Below are 19,325 nucleotides of genomic sequence, written 5' to 3'. Positions count from 1 at the left end.
TCCGACTCTATCAGACTCTTTCGTGTCCGATTCCCGGTCGAAGCGGGTCTCGCGTTTTTCGCTTTCCAGTTCTTCGCTTTCGCGTTTCCCTTTCCGGCGAGTCCGACTCTATCAGATCCTTTCGGGCCTGATTCCCAGTCAGTGGGGCTTGTCCTCCCGGCCGTTGGGCCGTTCCGACGTTCAAAACTCTAGCGGATCTTCCCGGTGACTCATAATCGAGTCCTCGAAATTCATTTCGGCATGCCGAAATTGTCCCGAGTGGGAGATCGTCCTGAGTTTTGGTTGCCGCGTCCGCGGCGGGATCGTTTGTCGCAGAACCGTTCCGGCCCCGTGACAACTCGAAGAACCTTACGGATCGCGGCGGGGCGTGTCAACCTCCCCTGACCGCCTCCGGCAGGGCCGCGTCAGTCCAGGTCGGTGAGGCGTCCGCCGGCGTCCGGCTGGGCGTGCTCCACCCGGCGCAGGAGGCGGATCAGCATCTCGCCGAGGGCGCCGCGCTCGTCGCCCGAGAGGTCCTGGAGAAGCTCCTCCTCGAAGTCCGTGGCCATGCGCATCGCCTCCAGCCACTTCGTCCGTCCCTCGTCCGTCAGCTCGACGATGACGCGGACCCGGTTGTTCTCGTCGCGGTCGCGGGTGACCAGGCCCTCGCCCGCCATGCGGTCGATGCGGTGCGTCATCGCGGCCGGGGTCAGTCCGAGCCGCTTGGCCAGCTCCCCCGGGCCCAGTCGGTACGGGGCGCCGCCCAGTACGAGCGTCTTGAGGACCTCCCACTCGGCGTTGCTGATGCCGAGGGCGGCGACCTGGCGTCCGTACGCCACGTTCATACGGCGGTTCAGTCGGCCGAGCGCAGAGACGACCTGCTCGACCTGCGGGTCGAGGTCGCGGAACTCGCGCTGATAGGCGGCGATCTGCTCGTCGAGGCTCGGCTCCTGGAGGCCGGGCTCGGTGGTGTCAGACATGGCGCGCAGTATGGCACGCCCTCATAGGCGTCGAAGTCCTTCGGTCTGTATTGTTGAGCTTCTAACTTTAGTGCTAAAGTCTTCGCGTTCGAGTCGTTCGATCACAGGTTTCGAGAGCTTGAGGTAGGTGAGTGTGACCAGGGAAATGGGTGCAGCACTGCGGCGGATCCAGCTGGGGAGCGCGCTGAGCGCGTTCGGGCTGGGGTTCACCGTTCCGTATCTGTACGTCTATGTGGCGCAGGTACGGGATCTGGGTGCCGGTACGGCGGGAGTCGTACTGGCGGTCTTCGCCATGGCAGCGCTCGCCGTCCTGCCGTTCACCGGCCGGGCCATAGACCGTCGCGGGCCGCTGCCCGTGCTGGTCGTCGCCTCGGTCGTCGCCTCCCTGGGCGCGGTCGCGCTCGGCTTCTCCTCGCAGGTGACCGCTTCCGTGCTGTCGGCCGCGGTGCTCGGCGCGGGGACCGCCGTCATGCAGCCGGCCCTCGCCACGATGCTCGTCCGTTGCTCCGACACCGGTACCCGCACCCGGGCCTTCGCCATGCAGTTCTTCCTGCAGAACCTGGGGCTCGGCATCGGCGGGCTGGTCGGCGGCCAGATCGTCGACACGGAGCGGCCCGCGTCCTTCACGCTGCTGTTCCTGATCGAAGCGGTGATGTTCCTCGTGCTCGGCGCCATCTCGGCGACCGTGCGGATGCCCCGTACCCCTGCCGTCGTCGCGGAGGCGACCGATGGTGCCGCGCGGGGCGGCATGCGGGTGCTGCTCTCGCACCGGGCCATGGTGCAGCTGTGTGTGCTCGGGTTCGTGGTGTTCTTCGCCTGTTACGGACAGTTCGAGTCCGGGCTTGCGGCGTACGGCACCGAGGCCGCCGGGATCCAGCCCTCGACGCTCGGGATCGCGCTGGCCGCCAACACCGCCGTCATCGTCGTCGCACAGTTCGTCGTGCTGCGGCTGGTGGAGCGCCGCAGGCGCAGCCGGGTGATCGCATCGGTCGGTCTGATCTGGGCCTTCGCCTGGATCGTGGCGGGCTACGCGGGGCTCGGGCACGGCAGCCAGACCATGGCGACGGCCGCGATGATCTCGACGTACGCGCTGTTCGGGCTCGGTGAGTCGATGCTCTCGCCGACCGTCGCGCCGCTGGTCGCCGATCTGGCGCCGGAGTCGATGGTCGGGCAGTACAACTCGGCCTTCGCCCTGTGCAAGCAGCTGGCGCTGGCGGTCGGTCCGGCCGTGGGCGGTCCCATGGGGGCCTCGCTGCACGGGCCGTACATCGTCACGTTCGTGCTGTTCTCACTGGGCATCACGGTGCTCGCACTGCGGCTGGGCCGGCGGCTCACCCCCGTACAGGACCAGCCGTCGACCGCGGTGGTGCCGTCGCGGGTGGTGGCCGTGTCGCTGCCGGAGACCGCGGCGGCCGAGGTGCCGGCGCCTGTCGCCGCCGTTCACTGAGCCGGCGGGCAGCCGGCTAGCGCGGCAGGGCGAATTCGCACCAGACCGCTTTGCCGCCGCCGGGTGTGCGGCGGCTGCCCCAGGCCGTGGCGATCGTCGCGACGATCGTGATGCCCCGGCCCGCCTCGTCCGCCGGATCGGCGCGGCGGCGGCGCGGCAGGTGGTCGTCGCCGTCGGTCACCTCGATGATCAGCCGGCGGTCCGTGCGCCGCAGCCCCAGGCGCATCGGCGGGGTGCCGTGCTGGAGCGAGTTGGCGACCAGTTCGCCGGCGGCGAGGACGCCCAGATCGCACAGCTCCACCGGGAAGCGCCACGACGTCAGGACGCCGGTCGCGAAGGCACGGGCCCGTGGGGCCGCTTCGATGCCGCCGAGCAGATCGAGCGAGGCGTTGTGGAACAGCTCCGCGGTCGCGCCGGTGCGGGCGGGGTGCTGCACCACCAGGACCGCCACGTCGTCGTCGTGCTCCGCGGTGATGTTGAGGGAGCGCATCAGCCGGTCGCAGACCACCTGAGGTGCGCCCTTCGCACCGGACAGCGCACGCTCCAGCGCGGCCACACCCTCGTCGATGTCCTCGCTGCGCCGCTCGACCAGGCCGTCCGTGTAGAGGACGGCGGTGGAGCCGGGCGGCAGCGCGATCGTGCCCGAGGTGTGGATCCAGCCGCCGGTGCCGAGCGGGGGTCCGGTCGGGCCCTCGGCGCGGTGCACCGTGCCGTCCTCGTCGCGCACCAGGATCGGGAGGTGACCGGCGGAGGAGTAGACGAGCCGGCCCTCGTTGGGATCGTGGACCGCGTAGGCGCAGGTGGCGATCTGGCTGGCGTCGATCTCGGCGGCCAGTCCGTCGAGCAGCTGGAGCACCTCGTGCGGCGGGAGGTCGAGTCGGGCGTAGGCCCGGACCGCGGTGCGCAGCTGGCCCATCACGGCGGCGGCGCGCACCCCCCGGCCCATCACGTCCCCGATGACCAGGGCGGTGCGGCCCGCTCCGAGTGTGATGACGTCGTACCAGTCGCCGCCGACCGCGGCGTCCGTGCCGCCCGGCTGGTAGGTGGCGGCGATCCGCAGGTCGTCGGGCTGCTCCAGCTCCTGCGGGAGCAGTGAGCGCTGCAGCGTGACGGCCGTCTCGCGGTGGCGCCGCTCGCTGGTACGCAGCCGCTCGGCGGCCTCGGCGTGGTCGGTGACGTCGACGGCGTACACGAGCACGCCGGCCTCGTGTCCCTTGTCCTTGTCGTGCGACACGGGGGTGCAGGTCACGGTGTACGAGCTGCCGGCGGCCACCTTGCGGGACTTGACCGTGCGGGGCGTGCCGCTGCGCAGGACCTGGTCCATCAGGGGGAGCAGGCTGAGCTCGGTGAGCTCGGGCATCACATCGGCTGCGGGGAAACCGGACGGGCGGGGGCCGAAGGCCGCGGCATAGGCGTCGTTGACGTAGGCGACGCGGTGCTCGGGACCGTGCACCAGAGCGACGAGGGCGGGCAGCTGGCCGAGGATGTCGCGGGCGGAGAGGTTCTCCAGGGCGGGCGCCGCGGGCCCCGGCCCGGGTGCGGCGCCATCCGGCTCGGCGTCCGGCGGACCGGAGCCGGTTTCGTCCTGTGCGTACTCGGCGCGGGCCGCCGGGACGGCGCTGTGGTCGTCCCGGGCCGCGCGCCGCTGCGTACCGGGTAGGCGGGCGCTCCAACGCGTGAAGTTCACGGAATTTCTGGCCTCGTGTGTCGGTCTGGTCCGCTCGGGCGGGCTGCTTCCTCTGCCGGGTTCCTCTGCCGGTTCTTCCTGGCGGTTCTCTCTGGCCGGATGGGGGCCGGACCGCCGGGAATGCGCAGCCGGAGCCGGTCTCTGCTGGTCACTGTCGGTCGCTGCCTGCCGGGTCACTCTGTGCAGATGTGAGCCCACCTATGGTCACACGTCCAGTGTGTCGGACCCTACTGACAGTCGTCGCCGTCGGTCACGGGACGCCGTCCCGCGGCGAGTTCGAACTCCGCCCGGGGGTGTTCCAGCGAGCCCAGGGAGACGATCTCCCGCTTGAAGAGACCGGCCAGGGTCCATTCGGCGAGCACGCGGGCCTTGCGGTTGAACGTGGGGACCCGGCTCAGGTGGTAGATACGGTGCATCAGCCAGGCAGGGTAGCCCTTGAGCCTGCGTCCGTAGACGTGCGCGACACCTTTGTGGAGGCCGAGCGAGGCGACGGAGCCCGCGTAGCTGTGGCGGTACTCCGTGAGCGGTTCGCCGTTCATGGACGCCACGATGTTGTCCGCGAGGACCTTGGCCTGGCGGACCGCGTGCTGCGCGTTGGGAGCGGTCTCCCGTCCCGGTTCGCCGGCCGTCAGGTCGGGGACGGCTGCTGCGTCGCCGGCGGCCCAGGCGTGTCCGGTCCCCTCGACGGCGAGCTCGGCCGTGCAGACGAGCCTGCCGCGTTCGTTGAGGGGGAGGCCGGTGGCGGCGAGCAGCGGGGCGGGTTTCACGCCGGCTGTCCACACGAGCGTGCGGGTCGGGAAGCGGGAGCCGTCGCTGAGCACGGCCACCCGGTCCTCGCAGGACTCCAGCCGGGTGTCGAGGCGTACGTCGATATTGCGGCCGCGCAGCTCCCGGACGGCGTACTTGCCCATCGATTCGCCGACCTCGGGCAGGATGCGCCCGGTGGCCTCGACGAGGATCCATTTCAGGTCCTCGGCCTTGATGTTGTGGTAGTACCGCGCGGTGTAGCGGGCCATGTCCTCCAGCTCGGCCAGCGCCTCCACGCCCGCGTATCCGCCGCCGACGAAGACGAAGGTGAGGGCGGCGTCGCGGATGGCCGGGTCGCGGGTGGCGGAGGCGATGTCCATCTGCTCGATCACGTGGTTGCGCAGCCCGATGGCCTCCTCGATGGTCTTGAAGCCGAAGCCGTGGTCGGCGAGGCCGGGGACCGGGAGGGTCCGCGAGACGGAGCCGGGCGCGACGACGATCTCGTCGTAGGTGATCTCGACGGCTCCGGTGCCGTCCTCCGCGGTGGCCGGTGTGGTGACGGTCGCGGTGCGCTTGGTGTGATCGATGCGCTGCGCCTCCCCGATGACGATCGTGCAGTGGGGCAGGACCCGGCGCAGTGGCACGACCACATGACGCGGTGAGATCGAACCGGCGGCGGCTTCGGGAAGGAACGGCTGATACGTCATATAAGGATCAGGGGTGATGACGACGATCTCGGCCTCGCCGTTTCTCAGCCGCTGCTTCAGCTTCCGCTGGAGACGCAGCGCGGTGTACATCCCGACGTAGCCGCCGCCGACGACGAGAATGCGCACACCCGGCGGGGGGCCGGGGGGTGTCCCCCCGGAATCTGAAGCCATCACCACCCCATGACGCAACGCGCTCCGGAGTTTGTCCACAGCCCCGGCAAATTGTGTGACCGGAGCTTCCGAACGGATGCCTCCGCTTGATCGTTGCGGCATTACGGACGCCCCGCAGGTCAGGGGTTGCGCTGGAGGACATGGGTCGGGGGCCAATCGGTGACCAACCGGTCCTTGTTCCGATCGGGGGGCGCTCCGGGCGGAACTGCCCCCTTCTGAATTGACCCGGGCTCAACTATGTTCGTGTGTCGTCGGGGTGTCGGATGAGGACCATCGGTCAACCCGACAGACACGGCGGGAGTCTCCGGGGGGAGACGTCATAACCGGGGGAACAGTTATGCATATTCAGGAATCGCATTGGCCGACTACTGCTGTCGCGTCCGAAGGAAACGGACGAATCAGCGCAGTCGGTACGGTGAACGGCATGGGGTCCGCAGGGACCTCCGCGCCGTCGGCCACGGTGAGCACGCTGGGTGCCGCACTGGGCTCGGGCGCCACGGGTGCCGGAGCGCACGGCCGCTCGGCACCGCTGCGCGTGGACGCGCAGCGCAATCTGGAACATGTGCTGCGGGCAGCTCGCGAGGTGTTCGGCGAGCTCGGGTACGGCGCTCCGATGGAGGACGTGGCGCGTCGCGCCCGGGTCGGCGTCGGCACGGTGTACCGGCGCTTCCCCAGCAAGGACGTGCTGGTCCGGCGGATAGCCGAGGAGGAGACCTCGCGGCTGACCGATCAGGCCAGATCCGCGCTGGGCCAGGAGGAGGAGCCGTGGTCGGCGCTGTCGCGCTTCCTGCGGACCTCGGTCGCCTCGGGTGCGGGGCGGCTGCTGCCGCCCCGGATACTGCGGGTCGGCGTGGACACCGACGACTCGACGGTGGTCGGCGAACCGGGCACCGTACGGGCAGCGGAACCGGTGGGAGCGGGCGCCGCGGCCGGTGCCGGCCGGGACGAGACCCGGGTGCCCCAGCAGCGGCAGGAGGCCGGCCGGCCGGCGGGTCAGGGCGGTCCGCGGGTTGCCGGGCAGCGCGCTGTGCCGGAGCCGGAGATCGGCGAGGTCGGCAGCGGAGCCGTCGAGCTGCTGGAGGTCGTGGGGCAGCTGGTCGACCGGGCGCGGGCCTCCGGTGAGCTGCGCCGCGATGTGACGGTGGCCGATGTGCTGCTGGTCATCGCGACGGCGGCGCCCGCGCTGCCGGACGCGGCCCAGCAGGCGGCGGCTTCGGCCCGGCTGCTGGACATCCTGCTGGAGGGACTGCGCTCACGGCCTGCGTGAGCGGCCATGGACCGGTACGCCGGTGCGGCCCCGTGGTTGCGGGGGCGGACCGGCGGACCGGCTGCGGGGTCTGTCGGCGCTTCCGGCACGAGGGTGCTCAACTGCTCCAGCAGCACATCCTGTTCATCCTGCCCCGAACGAGTGTCCGCTAGTGCTCATATTCGGGAGAACGCCCCGGATGAGTGGTTGCCGGGGCTGAGCGTCCGCCGTTCCCGGGCCCTGTGGCACGCTTGCCCGGTGTTCGGGTCCGAAAGCGCATACGGGGGCGTCCGCGATGAGCGGTGACGGGCAGCAGGAAGAGTCGTTCGACGGTGTCTCCACCGCGGACGGCACAACCGGCGCGGGCGGACTGCCTCCGGGGCAGGTGCCGAGCCAGGCCGGGCCCGCGCGTCAGGGCGCGGACGAGCGTCAGGGCGCGGACGAGCGTCAGGGCGCGGACGAGCGTCAGGGCGCGGACGAGCGTCAGGGCGCGGACGAGCGTCAGGGCGCGGACGAAGAGGGCGGCGGAACGGTCCTGCCCGGCCCTTGGCCCCCCACGCCGGCCGGGAATCCGGCCCCGGCCGACCCGGACGCGATCGACGCCGCAGCAGCGGCCGCGGTCCCCATGCAGCGGGTGGGCGGCGGCCCGGCCGCCACGGATGGCTCCGGACTCGCCCCGTCCGACGCTCATTTGATCCAGCAGATGCGGGACGGCGACGACCTCGCGTACGAGGAGTTGTTCCGCCGGCACTCGGACGCGGTGCGCCGGTACGCGCGCACCTGCTGCCGGGACGCGCACACCGCCGACGACCTGACGGCCGAGGTGTTCGCCCGGACGCTGCAGGCGGTACGCGGCGGGAAAGGGCCCGAGGAGGCGGTGCGCGCCTATCTGATGACGGCGGTCCGGCACGTCGGCGCCTCCTGGACAAAAACCGCGAAGCGGGAGCAACTGGTAGACGACTTCGCGGCGTTCGCCGCCCAGGCCTCGCGCTCGTCCGAGGTGTCGGACGCGGACACCCTCGATCTCGGCGCCGATGTGCTGGCGATGCACGAGGCCGAGCAGTCGATGGCGATGCAGGCCTTCCGCAGCCTCCCCGAGCGCTGGCAGGCGGTCCTGTGGCACACCACCGTCGAGGAGGAGTCGCCCAGCGACATCGCCCCGCTGTTCGGGCTCACCGCCAACGCCACATCCGTGCTGGCCAGCCGGGCGCGCGAAGGACTCAAGCAGGCCTATCTGCAGGCCCATGTGAGCCAGGCGCTCACCACGGGCGGCGACTGCGCCCGCTACGCCGACCGGCTCGGCGCCTACGCCCGTGGCGGGCTGCGGATGCGGGCCGAGCGCGGACTGCGGGGGCACCTGGACGAATGCGTGAAGTGCCGGCTGGCCGCGGGCGAACTGGCCCATGTGAATGCCGGGATTCCCGCGCTGCTCCCGGTCGCGGTCATCGGCTGGTTCGCCGCCGGATACGCGCTCAAGGCCGCCGGCATCGTGGCGGGCGGGGCGGCCGGTGCCGCGGGCGCGGGGGCCGCAGCCGCGGCGACCGGCGGGAGTTCGTCCGCCGGGTCCGCCGGTGGCGCCGCCGCCTCCGAGGGGCTCGGCGCTCCGGCGAAGGCCGGTATCGCGGCGGCGGTAGCCGTCGCGGCCGCCGCCGGGCTGGTGTGGGCGCTGGTCGGCGACGACCAGCCGCAGCCCGAGGCGAAGCCGGTGGCCAAGCCGCCGGCCGTGGCGCCCGCGGTGCCGTCGCCCGCACCGCCCAAGCCGAAGCCGGCCCCGCCCAAGCCCGCGCCGCCCGCTCCCGTACCGCCGAAGCCGACGCCCACACCGACCCCGACGCCGACGCCCACCCCCACGCCGCCCCCGAAGCCCGAGCCGAAGGCTCCGGCACCTCAGCCGCCGGCCCCGAAGCCGCCGCCCGCACCGGCGCCGACGCCTCCGCCGCCTCCCGCACCGGCGCCGGAGGTCTACCAGGTCAGCGAGTTGAGCTACAGCCTCCTCGGCGACCACACCGGCCCCGAGGTGGTGCTCGGTGAGAGCAGCTGGGTCTGGCAGCGTTCCGGGATGTCGATCGGCGGCACGCGCTACGCCCACGGCGTGACCGTCCACAGCCGATCGTCGGTCGTCATCGAGCTGAACCGTCAGTGCACGCGTTACGAGGCGATGGTCGGCGTCGACGATCTGACGCTCGGGCTCGGATCGGTGCGCTTCTCCGTGTTCAACGGCGACGGAGCGCGGCTGTGGCAGTCCCCCGTGATGAACGGCGACGACCCGGCCGTGCCGGTCGGGGTCGGCATCGAGGGCCAGGACCGGATCCGTCTCGTCGTGGAGCCGACGACCCCGTTCGGCGGGGTGGCCCTCGCGGACTGGGCCGAATCCCGGATCAGTTGCCGCTGACCGGGCCGGTGCCGTTCTCCGGCGGGCCGGTGCTGTCCGCCTGCGGGTCGGCGCAGTCCGCCTGCGGGTCGGTGTCGTTCTCCGGCGGACCGGTGATCTCCTCCAGCAGGCCGATGACGTCGTCAAGGGTCAGTCCGCGGCCCGCAGCGCGCTCCGTCTCGTAACTCCGCGTCCCCAGCTCCTCGCGGGCCAACTGCTCGGCCGCGTCCACCTCGGACTGCTCCGCCGCGGTCCTGGGGCCGGACAGCCGCCAGCTGTCGGCGGCGGCCAGGACACGTACGGCGGCGGAGTGATGGCCCAGCTTCGCCAGTACGGTCGCCGCACCGTCCGCCAGGTATCCGGTGACGACCTCGGCGCACTGTGCGTCCCTCGCCGCGGCGAGGGACGCCGTCAGCCCGCGCAGCCCGGCGGCCGGACCGCCTTCGGGGCCCGGCTCGTACACGGCGATGCGGGCCGACAGCCCGTCCAGCAGTGCGGGGAACTGCGTCGGCGGGTTGTCGCCCTCGTTCTTCCTCGTCGCCTCGGTCAGTCTGCGCCTCGCGTCCGTGATGTCACCGCGGTCCAGTGCCATGGTGGCCCGCAGATAGTGGACGTACGCGGCCGCCTCGTTCGTCTGGTAGCGCTCCGCCTCGGCCTCCGACCGGTCCAGGCCCTGCTCGGCGGAGGCCAGGTCGCCCGTGCGGTAGGAGAGTTCGGCGAGCCGGGCCAGGAGGAACGGGGCCTCGGCGTTGGCCCCGACCTCACGGGCGAGCAGCAGCGCCTCCTCGTAGGCGGCACGCGCCTCGTCGTACCGTCCGCGCATCATGCCCGCCTCGGCGGCGGCGCTCGCGACCTGTGCGCGCATCCAGCGGTCCCCGACGCGGCGGCTCAGCACCCGGAGTTCCGCCAGGTCCTCGTCGACCCCCGGCATGCCGCCCGGCATGTCGACGATCATGTGCGTCCGGAACATCAGCGCGACACCGTACTCCCAGGCGCCGCCGTGGACACGGGTGTTGTCGACGACGGCGTCGATCTTCCGCCGTACGTTGTGTATGTCCGTCGTGCCCAGGGCGATGAACGAGGTCATCGGCCAGAGCAGCCCGGGGAAGCGGGCGGACTGGGGCCCCGAGGTGATGAACGCGTCGGTCATCCGGCTCACGAACTCCGGGGACTGCTGACCCTCCCCGTTCAGGTCGGACGGAACGCTCTCCGACTCCAGGAAGAAGCGCAGCATGTGCATGTTCATCCGCGGCCAGTAGCGGGGATCGGTGTCGTCGGCGGGTTCCGGACCGAGCCCGAGGGCCCGCCGGGTCCAGGTGAGGCCTTCGACGCGGTAGCCGCGCAGCCACCAGAACCATCCGATACCCAGCACCAGACGCGCCGCGTCCGGCTCGGACGGGCCGGTGGGGGCGGTGGTGGCGGTGGTGCGGTGCAGAGCGGCCCTGATGTTGTCCAGGTCCGTCTCCAGGCGCTGGATCCAGGGGAGCTGGTCGGCGGAGCGCAGCTTCGGCTCGGCCTCCTCGACGAGCGCCAGGAAGTAGGCCGTGTGCGCCCGCCCGGCTGCGGCCCGGATGTCGGGGGTCTCGGCGCAGCGCTCGATGGCGTACTCGTGGATGGTCTCCAGCAGGCGGTAGCGCATCCGGCCGTCGGCGGCCGGGGCGGCGACGACGAGGGACTTGTCGATGAGCGCCCCGATGACGTCAGCGGTGTCGGCGGCGGTGTGCCGGGCAGGACCGGACGCCGTGGTGACGACCGCCTCGGCGGCGGGCAGGTCCCAGCCGCCCGCGAAGACCGAGACCTGGCGCAGGGCGGTGCGTTCGTCCTCGTCCAGGAGGTCCCAGGACCAGTCGACCACCGCGCGCAGGGTCTGCTGGCGCGGCAGTACCGTCCGGCTGCCGCCGGTCAGCAGGCGGAACCGGTCGTCGAGCCGGTCGGCGATCTGGCGCGGGCCGAGCACCCGGAGCCGGGCGGCGGCGAGCTCGATGGCGAGCGGCAGACCGTCCAGCCGGCGGCAGATCTCGGCGACGGCCTCCGCGTCGTGCGCGGACTCCCGCCCGGGGTCGAATCCGGGGCGCACGGCCCGGGCCCGCTCGGTGAAGAGGCGGTACGCGAGACCGGCCGGGAGGGGATCCACCGGGCGTACGGATTCGCCGGGCACGCCGAGCGGTTCACGGCTGGTGGCGAGGATGCGCAACCCGGGGCAGCGGGTCAGCAGGGTCTCGGCCAGCTCGGCCGCCGCTGCGATGACGTGCTCGCAGTTGTCGAGGACGAGGAGGAAGGGGCGGGAGCCTGACCAGTGCGCGAGGTGATCGACGAGCAGATCGACGGGGTCGGTGCGCAGATACGTTCCGTCGTGGCCGCTGTCCCGCAGCAGGGCCGTCTCGCGCAGCCCGAGGGCGGAGAGCACCGCTCCGGGGACGGCCTCGGGATCGTCCACCGGGGCGAGTTCGGCGAGCCAGACGTCGCCGGACGCGGCGCGGCCACGCTGCGCCGCCGACTCCTCCGCGAGACGGGTCTTCCCCGAGCCTCCCGGGCCGGTGAGAGTGACCAGCCGGGAGCGGGTCAGCTCGTCCCGGATGGCCCGGAGCTCGGGCTCGCGTCCGACGAACGAGGTGAGCCTGGGGCGGAGGTTGCCCCGGGCGGGGTCCGTCGCTGCTGAACCGGGCGCGGATGCCGGGGTGAGCAGTTCGTGGTGGAGGGCGGCCAGCTCCGGTCCTGGGTCGGTGCCGAGGCCTTCGGCGAGGGCGCGGCGCGCGTCCTCGTACGCGGCGAGCGCGTCCGCCTGCCGGCCGGCGGCGCGCAGCGCGCGGATGAGCTGGGCGCGGAAGCGTTCGTCGTACGGGTGGGCCGCGGTCAGCTCCATGAGCTCGGGCACCAGGGCGGCGGCCGCGTCCCCGGCGGGCGGGGTCCGCTCGTCGGCCGCGTCCCCCGTCGGCGTACCGGCCTCCGCGCACCGCAGGTCGGCCTCGATGCGGCGCTCCACCGCGGACAGCCGCTGGGCCTGGGGACGCAGCGCGTGACCGTGGTCCCGGTCGGGCAGGTCGGCCAGGGCGGGGCCGCGCCAGAGCGAGAGTGCCGTGCGGAGCGTGCCCGCTGCCTCCTCGGGGGCGTCCGCCGCCAGCTCGGCCGCGCCCTGCCGGGCCAGCCGCTCGAACACGTACAGGTCGACCTCGTCCGGTCCGGCGGCCAGCCGGTAGCCGCCCGGGGTGCTGGTGAGCGCGTCCCTCCCCAGCACCCGGCGCAGCCGGCCGACGAGGGCCTGGAGCGCGGCGGGGGCGTCCGCCGGCGGATCGTCCGCCCAGATGTCGTCGACGAGCTCGGCGACCGGCACGGACCGGCCGGGGCGCAGGGCCAGGGCGGTGAGAAGGGCGCGCAGCCGGGTGCCGCCCAGGGGCAGCACACCGCCCGTCTCGTCTCGCGCCTCCGTGGCGCCCAGGATCAGATACCGCACCCCGCCATTGTGTCCCGCCGGTCGGACAGTGGAGGGCGGACTGCGCTGCTTTCGGCACCGGTCGTACGGCCCTGCTCAGCCGGACAGGCCCTACGGCTGGAGCGTGCGGCGTGCCGGGACCACTCCGCCGGCGACCGCGCGCTGGCGCGGTGCCGCCGTGCCCGTCCAGCAGGTGCCGCGGCGCGAGACGAGGCGGCGCAGCCACAGTTCGGTGGAGGCGAGGTCGGCGAGGCCGTCCAGGGGAAGGGGTTCGCCCTCGGCGGCCGCCCGCAGGGCCTTCCGTACGACGCGGGCCTCGACCAGGCCCGCGTCGGCGAGCAGCGGGGCGTCGAAGAGGGCGATCAGCTCGGGCAGCGCGGTGCGCAGGCCGGTCCGGGTGACCGCGGTCGAGGTGGCCTGGGACGGGGCGCCCCAGCCGGGCGGCAGCTCGTGGATGCCCGCACCCGCCAGGACCCGGCGCAGGACCGCCGCACGGGCCCCCGGCTGGACCCGGAGGGACTCGGGCAGCGCACGGGCGGCGCGTACGACCTGGTTGTCGAGGAAGGGGGCGTGCAGCCGCTGGCTGCGGACCTCGGCGGCCTGCTCCAGGATCCGGTGGTCGGCGGCTGCCCGGGTGAGCGCGGCCCTGGCGCGGGCCTCGCCGGGGCGCTGGACGGAGGTGGGGCGGATCGCCGCCTCCTGAAGGCGAACCGATACTTCAGCGAGCGCCTCCCCGGTCAGCCAGCGGGCGGCGGGCCCCGGGCGCGACCAGGTCAGCGCGGAGAGCGAGGCGTCGGCCGGGGTGTCGAGATCGGGGGCGAGGCGGTTGGCGTCGGGAAGCCGCCCGGCCGCCGCTTCGAGTCCGGTGCGGTACGACGTACGGGCCAGCCTGCGGGCCGCCCGGTAGACGGTCAGGGGCACGAACAGGGAGTGCGCGGACGGGCCTTCGGCCTTGGCGAGCGCGGCGACCGGACGCAGCAGATGCCGTCGGCGGCGGTCCATCAGCAGGTCGGCGAGGCGGGCCGGATGGGCATCGAGCACCTGCCGGGCGCCGTCACCCACGAAGTGGTCCGCGCTGCCCGCGGAGAGCCGGCGGCGGTGGCGTTCGACGAGGACGAGGGAGGGGGCCGGCTCGTCGGTCAGGGGGCCGTTCTCCAGTTCCGCGTACGGCAGCGCCTCTTCGCGCGCGGCGACGACCACATGGTGCAGCCGCGGGTTGGCGGCGATGACGCGGGCGCGTTCGAGCTCGTCCTCGTGGTCGCGGGTGGTCAGGTCGTTGAACGTGACGGCGAGCAGCCGCTCGCCCGCCCCGGTTCCGTGGCCCAGGAGCGTGCCGGGCAGTCCGGGAAGGCCGGCCGCGAGCAGCGCCAGGGTGGCCGACGCGCTGCCTCCGGAAAGGTCGGATCCGATGCCGGGCACGGGCGCGCCCCGGGCCGCGCGGCGTTCGGCGGGTCCCATGCCGGGGACCGGCCCCGGGTCGGGCGGCAGGGTCTCCGGAGCGTGCCGCGGGGCCAGCAGCCTGGCGCGTACGGCCTCGACCAGGGCGTCGCGCACCCCCTCGACGGCGCTCACCGGGTCGAGTTCGGGCGCGGCCACGGCGAGGGAGGCCACCGCCTCGTAACCGGTGATCTCCCGCGAGCCCTCGCGGAGGATCAGCGCGTGCCCCGGCGGGATGCGCTTCACCCCGGCGTACGGAGTGCCGTCACGCAGTGCCTCCGGGGTCTCGGGGCAGGCGAGCAGCGCGGCGAGGTGGCCGATGTCGAGCTGCGCCTCGATGAGGTCGGCGAGCGGGAGCGCGGCGGTGGCGTACGCCGTGCCGCCGGCCCAGGGCGTGTAGAAGACGGGGCGGGCTCCGGCGAGGTCCCCGACCACCGTGATCCGTCGCCCTATCTGGACAACGGCCGTGTAGCTGCCGGTCCATGCGGTGAGGTGGCGCAGGGCTCCGCCACGGGCGGCGAGGAGGCCGACGCGCAGCTGTTCGTCCGTGGCGCCGCAGCAGCCCAGTACGGCGAGGCGGACCGTCGGTGCCCCTTCGGCCGTGTCCACCCGTACGGTGCGGATCTCGTCGGGCCGCCAGTCACCCACCGCCCAGAGCGGATCCGGGTCCCCCCAGAGGAGTTGGGAACCCACGGGGTGCATCGTGCGCCCCTCGTCGCTCGCGCCGACCGCCCCGACAGTGCCGAAGCTCGCGGCGATACTGCTCCAACCCACCAACCAACGCATCGCCGCCTCCACAGGCTGTGGACAAAACGGCGCGGCTGGGCGCTATCGGGAGAACTCCGGTAACGCGCGGCGCCGTTGCGGACATGCTGCCACGACAACGGCGTGCAGGAGTGGCTACGGACGGCGCACGTCGTGAGCGCATGCGCCCCTGGCAAAGGCCGGAACGGGGCCTCCGGCCGCTTCGACCGGTCCGTCGGCCGCGCGCGTCGGTTCCGGTGGCAACGGAGTTACGGATTGCGTGTGTTGCGTGCCCGCGCTTACCCCATTCGACGGCCCGGATCCGGCCACCGTGCATGCCCCACGGGTACGGCGGGCGAGATGTCCGCGAATCCCGCGGCCCAACCCCGCTCGACCGGCGACATTCAGCCAATCTTGGAGTGCGGGGGAACCGGGCGCCCGGAAGGTCCTGGACGCCTTCATCCGTATACGTACGGGATTGCGCCGAGCGGCACCGGACAGTGCCGCGGACCGCGGCGGACCGCCTCGGACTGCCGGGAGGTCCGGACCGGACGGCACGGACCGCCACGCTCGGAGCGCTTCGCCGGCCCGGGCCCCGGACCGGCCCCCCGTCCCGGTCCGACGCACAGTCCGGGAGGCGGAGTTCGCCTCCCGGACCGGTCCGCCGCCTGCGGGGAATGAGGCGGCGGTTTCCCCCAGCCCGCCGTGTCCAGTGCGGCGGGCCGACCCACGCAGCACCCATGGAAGCGCTTCCGTACGGACCCGGGCAGAGCGCACGGCCGGGCGCACGGCCACACATGAGGAGCACGCCGGGACACCTCGGAACGGGGGCCCGCAAGGGCCGGCCGGCCTCCACGGACCGGGAGTCGGGGCCGCCGCCCGCGGCGCCGGTCCGGGCTGGTCAGCCCGGGGGACGGAGCGGCAGGGCCGCCCACGCCACCCCTGGCTCCACAACTCCCCCGCACCGCCCGGGCGATCCCCTCGCACGCCCTTCAGGACCGCTTCCGGGCCGCGGGCCCCGGCCCCTCCCGCAGGCTCGCACCGGCGGACCGCACGCCTCCTCCCCGGCGCCCCCGCTTTCCCTCCGCCCCGCCTTCACCCGATCTCCGCCCCGCCCGTCCCGGCCGCCCCGCCGCCCTCTCGCGCCCCGGGGCTCCCGGCAGTGCGCCGCCGTCCGCCGACGCGCGCGGCTGTTCGCCGCCGGGAGGGCCGGACGGACAACAATCCCGCCATACGGACGTCCGCCCCTTAACGGTAGGGATGCGGCGAACTACGCTGGGTTTACTGATGTTCTCAGCAGAGCGGCATATTCCTCGGGGCTCGGCCAAATGCGTGTGCGGCCGGAGTGCGAGGGTTCGTCCCTGGGGAGAACACGGTACGAATGCCGCGCGCCTCAACGGTGACGCGGCTGCCGTCTGTGTGTCGAGGGGTGGCGCATGTCCAGGGAGCAACGCGGGCCGAACGAGAAGCTCGGAACCGTTCTCGCCCTCGCGGGAATCAGCAACGCCGGGCTCGCCCGGCGGGTCAACGACCTCGGGGCGCAGCGCGGACTGACACTTCGGTACGACAAGACCTCGGTGGCCAGGTGGGTCTCCAAGGGCATGGTGCCGCAGGGCGCCGCGCCCCATCTCATCGCGGCGGCGATCGGCGCCAAGCTCGGCCGCCCGGTCCCGCTGCACGAGATCGGGCTGGCCGACGCCGATCCCGCGCCCGAGGTGGGCCTGACGTTTCCGCGCGATGTGGGTGAGGCGGTCCGTTCGGCGACCGAGCTGTACCGGCTGGATCTGGCCGGACGGCGGGCCGGCAGCGGCGGGATCTGGCAGTCGCTGGCGGGCTCGTTCTCCGTGAGTGCGTACGCCACTCCCGCGTCCCGCTGGCTGATATCCCCCGCCGACCCGTCGGTCGCCCGTGCCTCGGCCGCCGCCGAGGCCGCCGTTCTCGGCACACAGGGCGCACGAGGCGCAACGGGGGCGCAGAGCGCGTCGGGTGCGCCGGACCAGCCGGCGCCGCCGCTCCCCGGGCACGGCGGACCGTCGGTCCCCGTATCCGTGCCGGTGCAGGGCGTGTCCATCCCGGCCCAGCCCGGTCCGGACTCCGCACACGGGCTCTCACCGCTGCGGGTCGGCCACAGCGATGTGTCCAAACTGCGCGAGGCCGCCCAGGACGCACGCCGTTGGGACTCCAAGTACGGCGGCGGGGACTGGCGTTCGTCCATGGTCCCGGAGTGCTTACGGGTCGACGCCGCACCCCTGCTGCTGGGCTCGTACAGCGACGAGGTGGGCCGGGCGCTCTTCGGCGCCGCGGCCGAACTGACCAGGCTCGCCGGCTGGATGGCCTTCGACACCGGCCAGCAGGAGGCCGCCCAGCGCTACTACATCCAGGCGCTGCGCCTGGCGCGCGCCGCGGCCGACGTACCTCTGGGCGGCTATGTCCTCGCCTCCATGTCCCTGCAGGCGACCTACCGCGGCTTCGCCGACGAGGGCGTCGACCTCGCGCAGGCGGCCGTGGAGCGCAACCGGGGACTCGCTACGGCGCGCACGATGAGCTTCTTCCGGCTGGTGGAGGCCAGGGCCCATGCCAAGGCGAGCGACGCACCGGCGGCGGGGGCCGCGCTGAAGGCCGCCGAGGGGTGGCTGGAGCGTTCCCGGGACGGCGACGCGGACCCGTCGTGGCTGGGCTTCTACTCGTACGACCGGTTCGCCGCCGATGCCGCCGAGTGCCACCTCGACCTCAAGGCGCCCCGGCAGGTCCGGCGCTTCACCGAGCAGGCGCTGTCCAGACCCACCGAGGAGTTCGTCCGCTCGCACGGACTACGGCTCGTGGTGTCGGCCGTCGCCGAGCTGGAGTCGGGAAATCTGGACGCGGCCTGCGCGGCCGGCACCCGCGCGGTGGAGGTCGCGGGCCGCATCTCGTCGGCCCGGACCACCGAGTACGTACGTGATCTGCTGCACCGGCTGGAGCCCTACGGGGACGAGCCGCGCGTCGTCGAGCTGCGGGAACGCGCCCGCCCGCTGCTGGTGGCCCCGGCGTAGGGGCCGAGTCCGCCGGCGCCACGCTGGCCCGCACGGGTTTGAGTGCGTTGTCAGTGGGTCAGTGCACTATCGGGGTGGGAGGTGGCGTGATGATGACGCACGCGGCGTACGACTGCGATGTGCTGGTGATCGGCGGCGGGATCGTCGGTCTGTCGACCGCGTATGCGATCACCCGGGCCGCTCCGGGCACGAGGGTCACCGTGCTGGAGAAGGAGTGGGGCCCCGCCCGGCACCAGACGGGGCGCAACAGCGGGGTGATCCACAGCGGCATCTACTACCGCCCGGGTTCGCTCAAGGCGCGGTACGCGGTGCGCGGCGCCGCCGAGATGGTCGACTTCTGCCGCGAGCACGGCATCCCGCACGCGGTGACCGGCAAGCTGATCGTCGCGACCGGGCGCTCCGAGCTGCCCCGGCTGCACGCGCTGGTCCAGCGCGGCCGCGAGCACGGGCTGCCGGTGCGCGAGCTGGGCCCTGCGCAGATCACGGAGTACGAACCCCGGGTGCGCGGCCTCGCCGCGATCCGGGTGGGCACGACCGGGGTGTGCGACTTCGCCGCGGTCGCCGAGCGCTTCGCCGCCGAGGTGCGGGAAGCCGGCGGGCTCATCCGGTTCGGCGCCGAGGTCACCGCGATCGACCGGCGGCCGTGGGGCGTCGCGGTGCGTACGGCGGACGGCCTGGTGGTGCGGGCCCGGGTGCTGGTCAACTGCGCCGGACTGCAGTGCGACCGGGTGGCGCGGCTCGCGGGCGACGACCCGGGGGTGCGGATCGTGCCCTTCCGGGGCGAGTACTACGAGCTGGCCCGGCCCGACCTGGTGCGCGGCCTGGTCTATCCGGTGCCGGATCCGGCGTTCCCGTTCCTCGGTGTGCATCTGACCCGCGGCCACGACGGCGGCGTCCACGTCGGTCCGAACGCGGTCCCCGCGCTGGCCCGGGAGGGCTACGGCTGGCCGGTCGTGCGCCCGCGCGAGCTGATGGACACGCTGAGCTGGCCGGGCTCCTGGCGGATCGCCCGCAGACACTGGCGGTACGGGGCGGGCGAGGTGCGCCGCTCGCTCTCGAAGCACGCGTTCACGGCGGCCGTGCGGCGGCTGCTGCCCGATGTGACAGAGGCCGATCTGCGGCCCGCCCCCGCCGGGGTCAGGGCCCAGGCCGTGCTCCGTGACGGCACCCTGGTGGACGATTTCCTGATCCGCGAGGCCCCGCACACCGTGCATGTGCTCAACGCCCCGTCGCCCGCCGCCACCGCCTCGCTGCCCATCGGGCGGGAGGTGGCGCGCAGGGCGCTCCTGCGGGCACAGGGGACGGGGTGGAAGCCGCCCGCCGTAGAATCAGGGCATTGTGTCTGAG

10 protein-coding genes are annotated in these 19,325 nt (G+C 73.3%); 5 read left to right on the top strand and 5 right to left on the bottom strand.

Annotation, left to right across the window (positions count from 1 at the left end; genetic code table 11):
- Window positions 1-404 precede the first annotated feature (404 nt).
- Complete coding sequence (locus ACFVW8_RS21705) at window positions 405-959, bottom strand: MarR family transcriptional regulator (protein WP_362960250.1); 555 nt, start codon at window positions 957-959, stop codon at window positions 405-407.
- A gap of 145 nt (window positions 960-1,104) precedes the next feature.
- Between ACFVW8_RS21705 and ACFVW8_RS21700 the strand changes: the two genes are divergently transcribed.
- On the top strand, window positions 1,105-2,406 hold the full coding sequence (locus tag ACFVW8_RS21700; RefSeq protein ID WP_389692378.1) for an MFS transporter: 1,302 nt from the start codon (window positions 1,105-1,107) through the stop codon (window positions 2,404-2,406).
- Between the two features lie 16 nt (window positions 2,407-2,422).
- Here the strand turns inward: ACFVW8_RS21700 and ACFVW8_RS21695 are convergent, their stop codons facing one another.
- Together ACFVW8_RS21695 and ACFVW8_RS21690 are read right to left on the bottom strand one after the other, a co-directional pair.
- Window positions 2,423-4,093 (bottom strand): SpoIIE family protein phosphatase, encoded by a 1,671-nt coding sequence (locus tag ACFVW8_RS21695; protein ID WP_389692376.1) that lies wholly within the window; start codon window positions 4,091-4,093, stop codon window positions 2,423-2,425.
- A gap of 227 nt (window positions 4,094-4,320) precedes the next feature.
- Complete coding sequence (locus ACFVW8_RS21690; RefSeq protein WP_389692386.1) at window positions 4,321-5,637, bottom strand: NAD(P)/FAD-dependent oxidoreductase; 1,317 nt, start codon at window positions 5,635-5,637, stop codon at window positions 4,321-4,323.
- 418 nt (window positions 5,638-6,055) lie between these two features.
- Between ACFVW8_RS21690 and ACFVW8_RS21685 the strand changes: the two genes are divergently transcribed.
- Together ACFVW8_RS21685 and ACFVW8_RS21680 are read left to right on the top strand one after the other, a co-directional pair.
- Window positions 6,056-6,985 (top strand): TetR/AcrR family transcriptional regulator, encoded by a 930-nt coding sequence (locus ACFVW8_RS21685; RefSeq protein WP_389692374.1) that lies wholly within the window; start codon window positions 6,056-6,058, stop codon window positions 6,983-6,985.
- A gap of 274 nt (window positions 6,986-7,259) precedes the next feature.
- Window positions 7,260-9,356, top strand: a complete 2,097-nt coding sequence (locus ACFVW8_RS21680; RefSeq protein ID WP_389692372.1) for a sigma-70 family RNA polymerase sigma factor — start codon at window positions 7,260-7,262, stop codon at window positions 9,354-9,356.
- Here ACFVW8_RS21680 and ACFVW8_RS21675 read toward each other — a convergent pair.
- Together ACFVW8_RS21675 and ACFVW8_RS21670 are read right to left on the bottom strand one after the other, a co-directional pair.
- Window positions 9,343-12,786, bottom strand: a complete 3,444-nt coding sequence (locus tag ACFVW8_RS21675) for an ATP-binding protein (protein ID WP_389692370.1) — start codon at window positions 12,784-12,786, stop codon at window positions 9,343-9,345. The genes ACFVW8_RS21680 and ACFVW8_RS21675 overlap by 14 nt on opposite strands.
- Window positions 12,787-12,876: 90 nt before the next feature.
- The gene (locus ACFVW8_RS21670) at window positions 12,877-14,988 is read right to left on the bottom strand and encodes an asparagine synthase-related protein (RefSeq protein ID WP_389692368.1); all 2,112 of its coding nucleotides are present in this window, start codon (window positions 14,986-14,988) and stop codon (window positions 12,877-12,879) included.
- Window positions 14,989-16,382: 1,394 nt separating this feature from the next.
- On the opposite strand from ACFVW8_RS21670, the gene ACFVW8_RS21665 reads away from it, so the two are divergent.
- Both ACFVW8_RS21665 and lhgO read left to right on the top strand, forming a co-directional pair.
- Window positions 16,383-17,978 (top strand): sporulation protein, encoded by a 1,596-nt coding sequence (locus ACFVW8_RS21665; RefSeq protein ID WP_389692366.1) that lies wholly within the window; start codon window positions 16,383-16,385, stop codon window positions 17,976-17,978.
- Between the two features lie 89 nt (window positions 17,979-18,067).
- Window positions 18,068-19,324: an L-2-hydroxyglutarate oxidase gene (gene lhgO, locus ACFVW8_RS21660; RefSeq protein ID WP_389692364.1), complete on the top strand. Its 1,257-nt coding sequence runs from the start codon at window positions 18,068-18,070 to the stop codon at window positions 19,322-19,324.
- Window position 19,325 lies beyond the last annotated feature (1 nt).

Source organism: Streptomyces sp. NPDC058221, assembly GCF_042882365.1.
Classification (GTDB): domain Bacteria; phylum Actinomycetota; class Actinomycetes; order Streptomycetales; family Streptomycetaceae; genus Streptomyces.
Note: the sequence above shows the minus strand (reverse complement) of the source record. Positions and strands in the feature narration are given on the sequence as shown.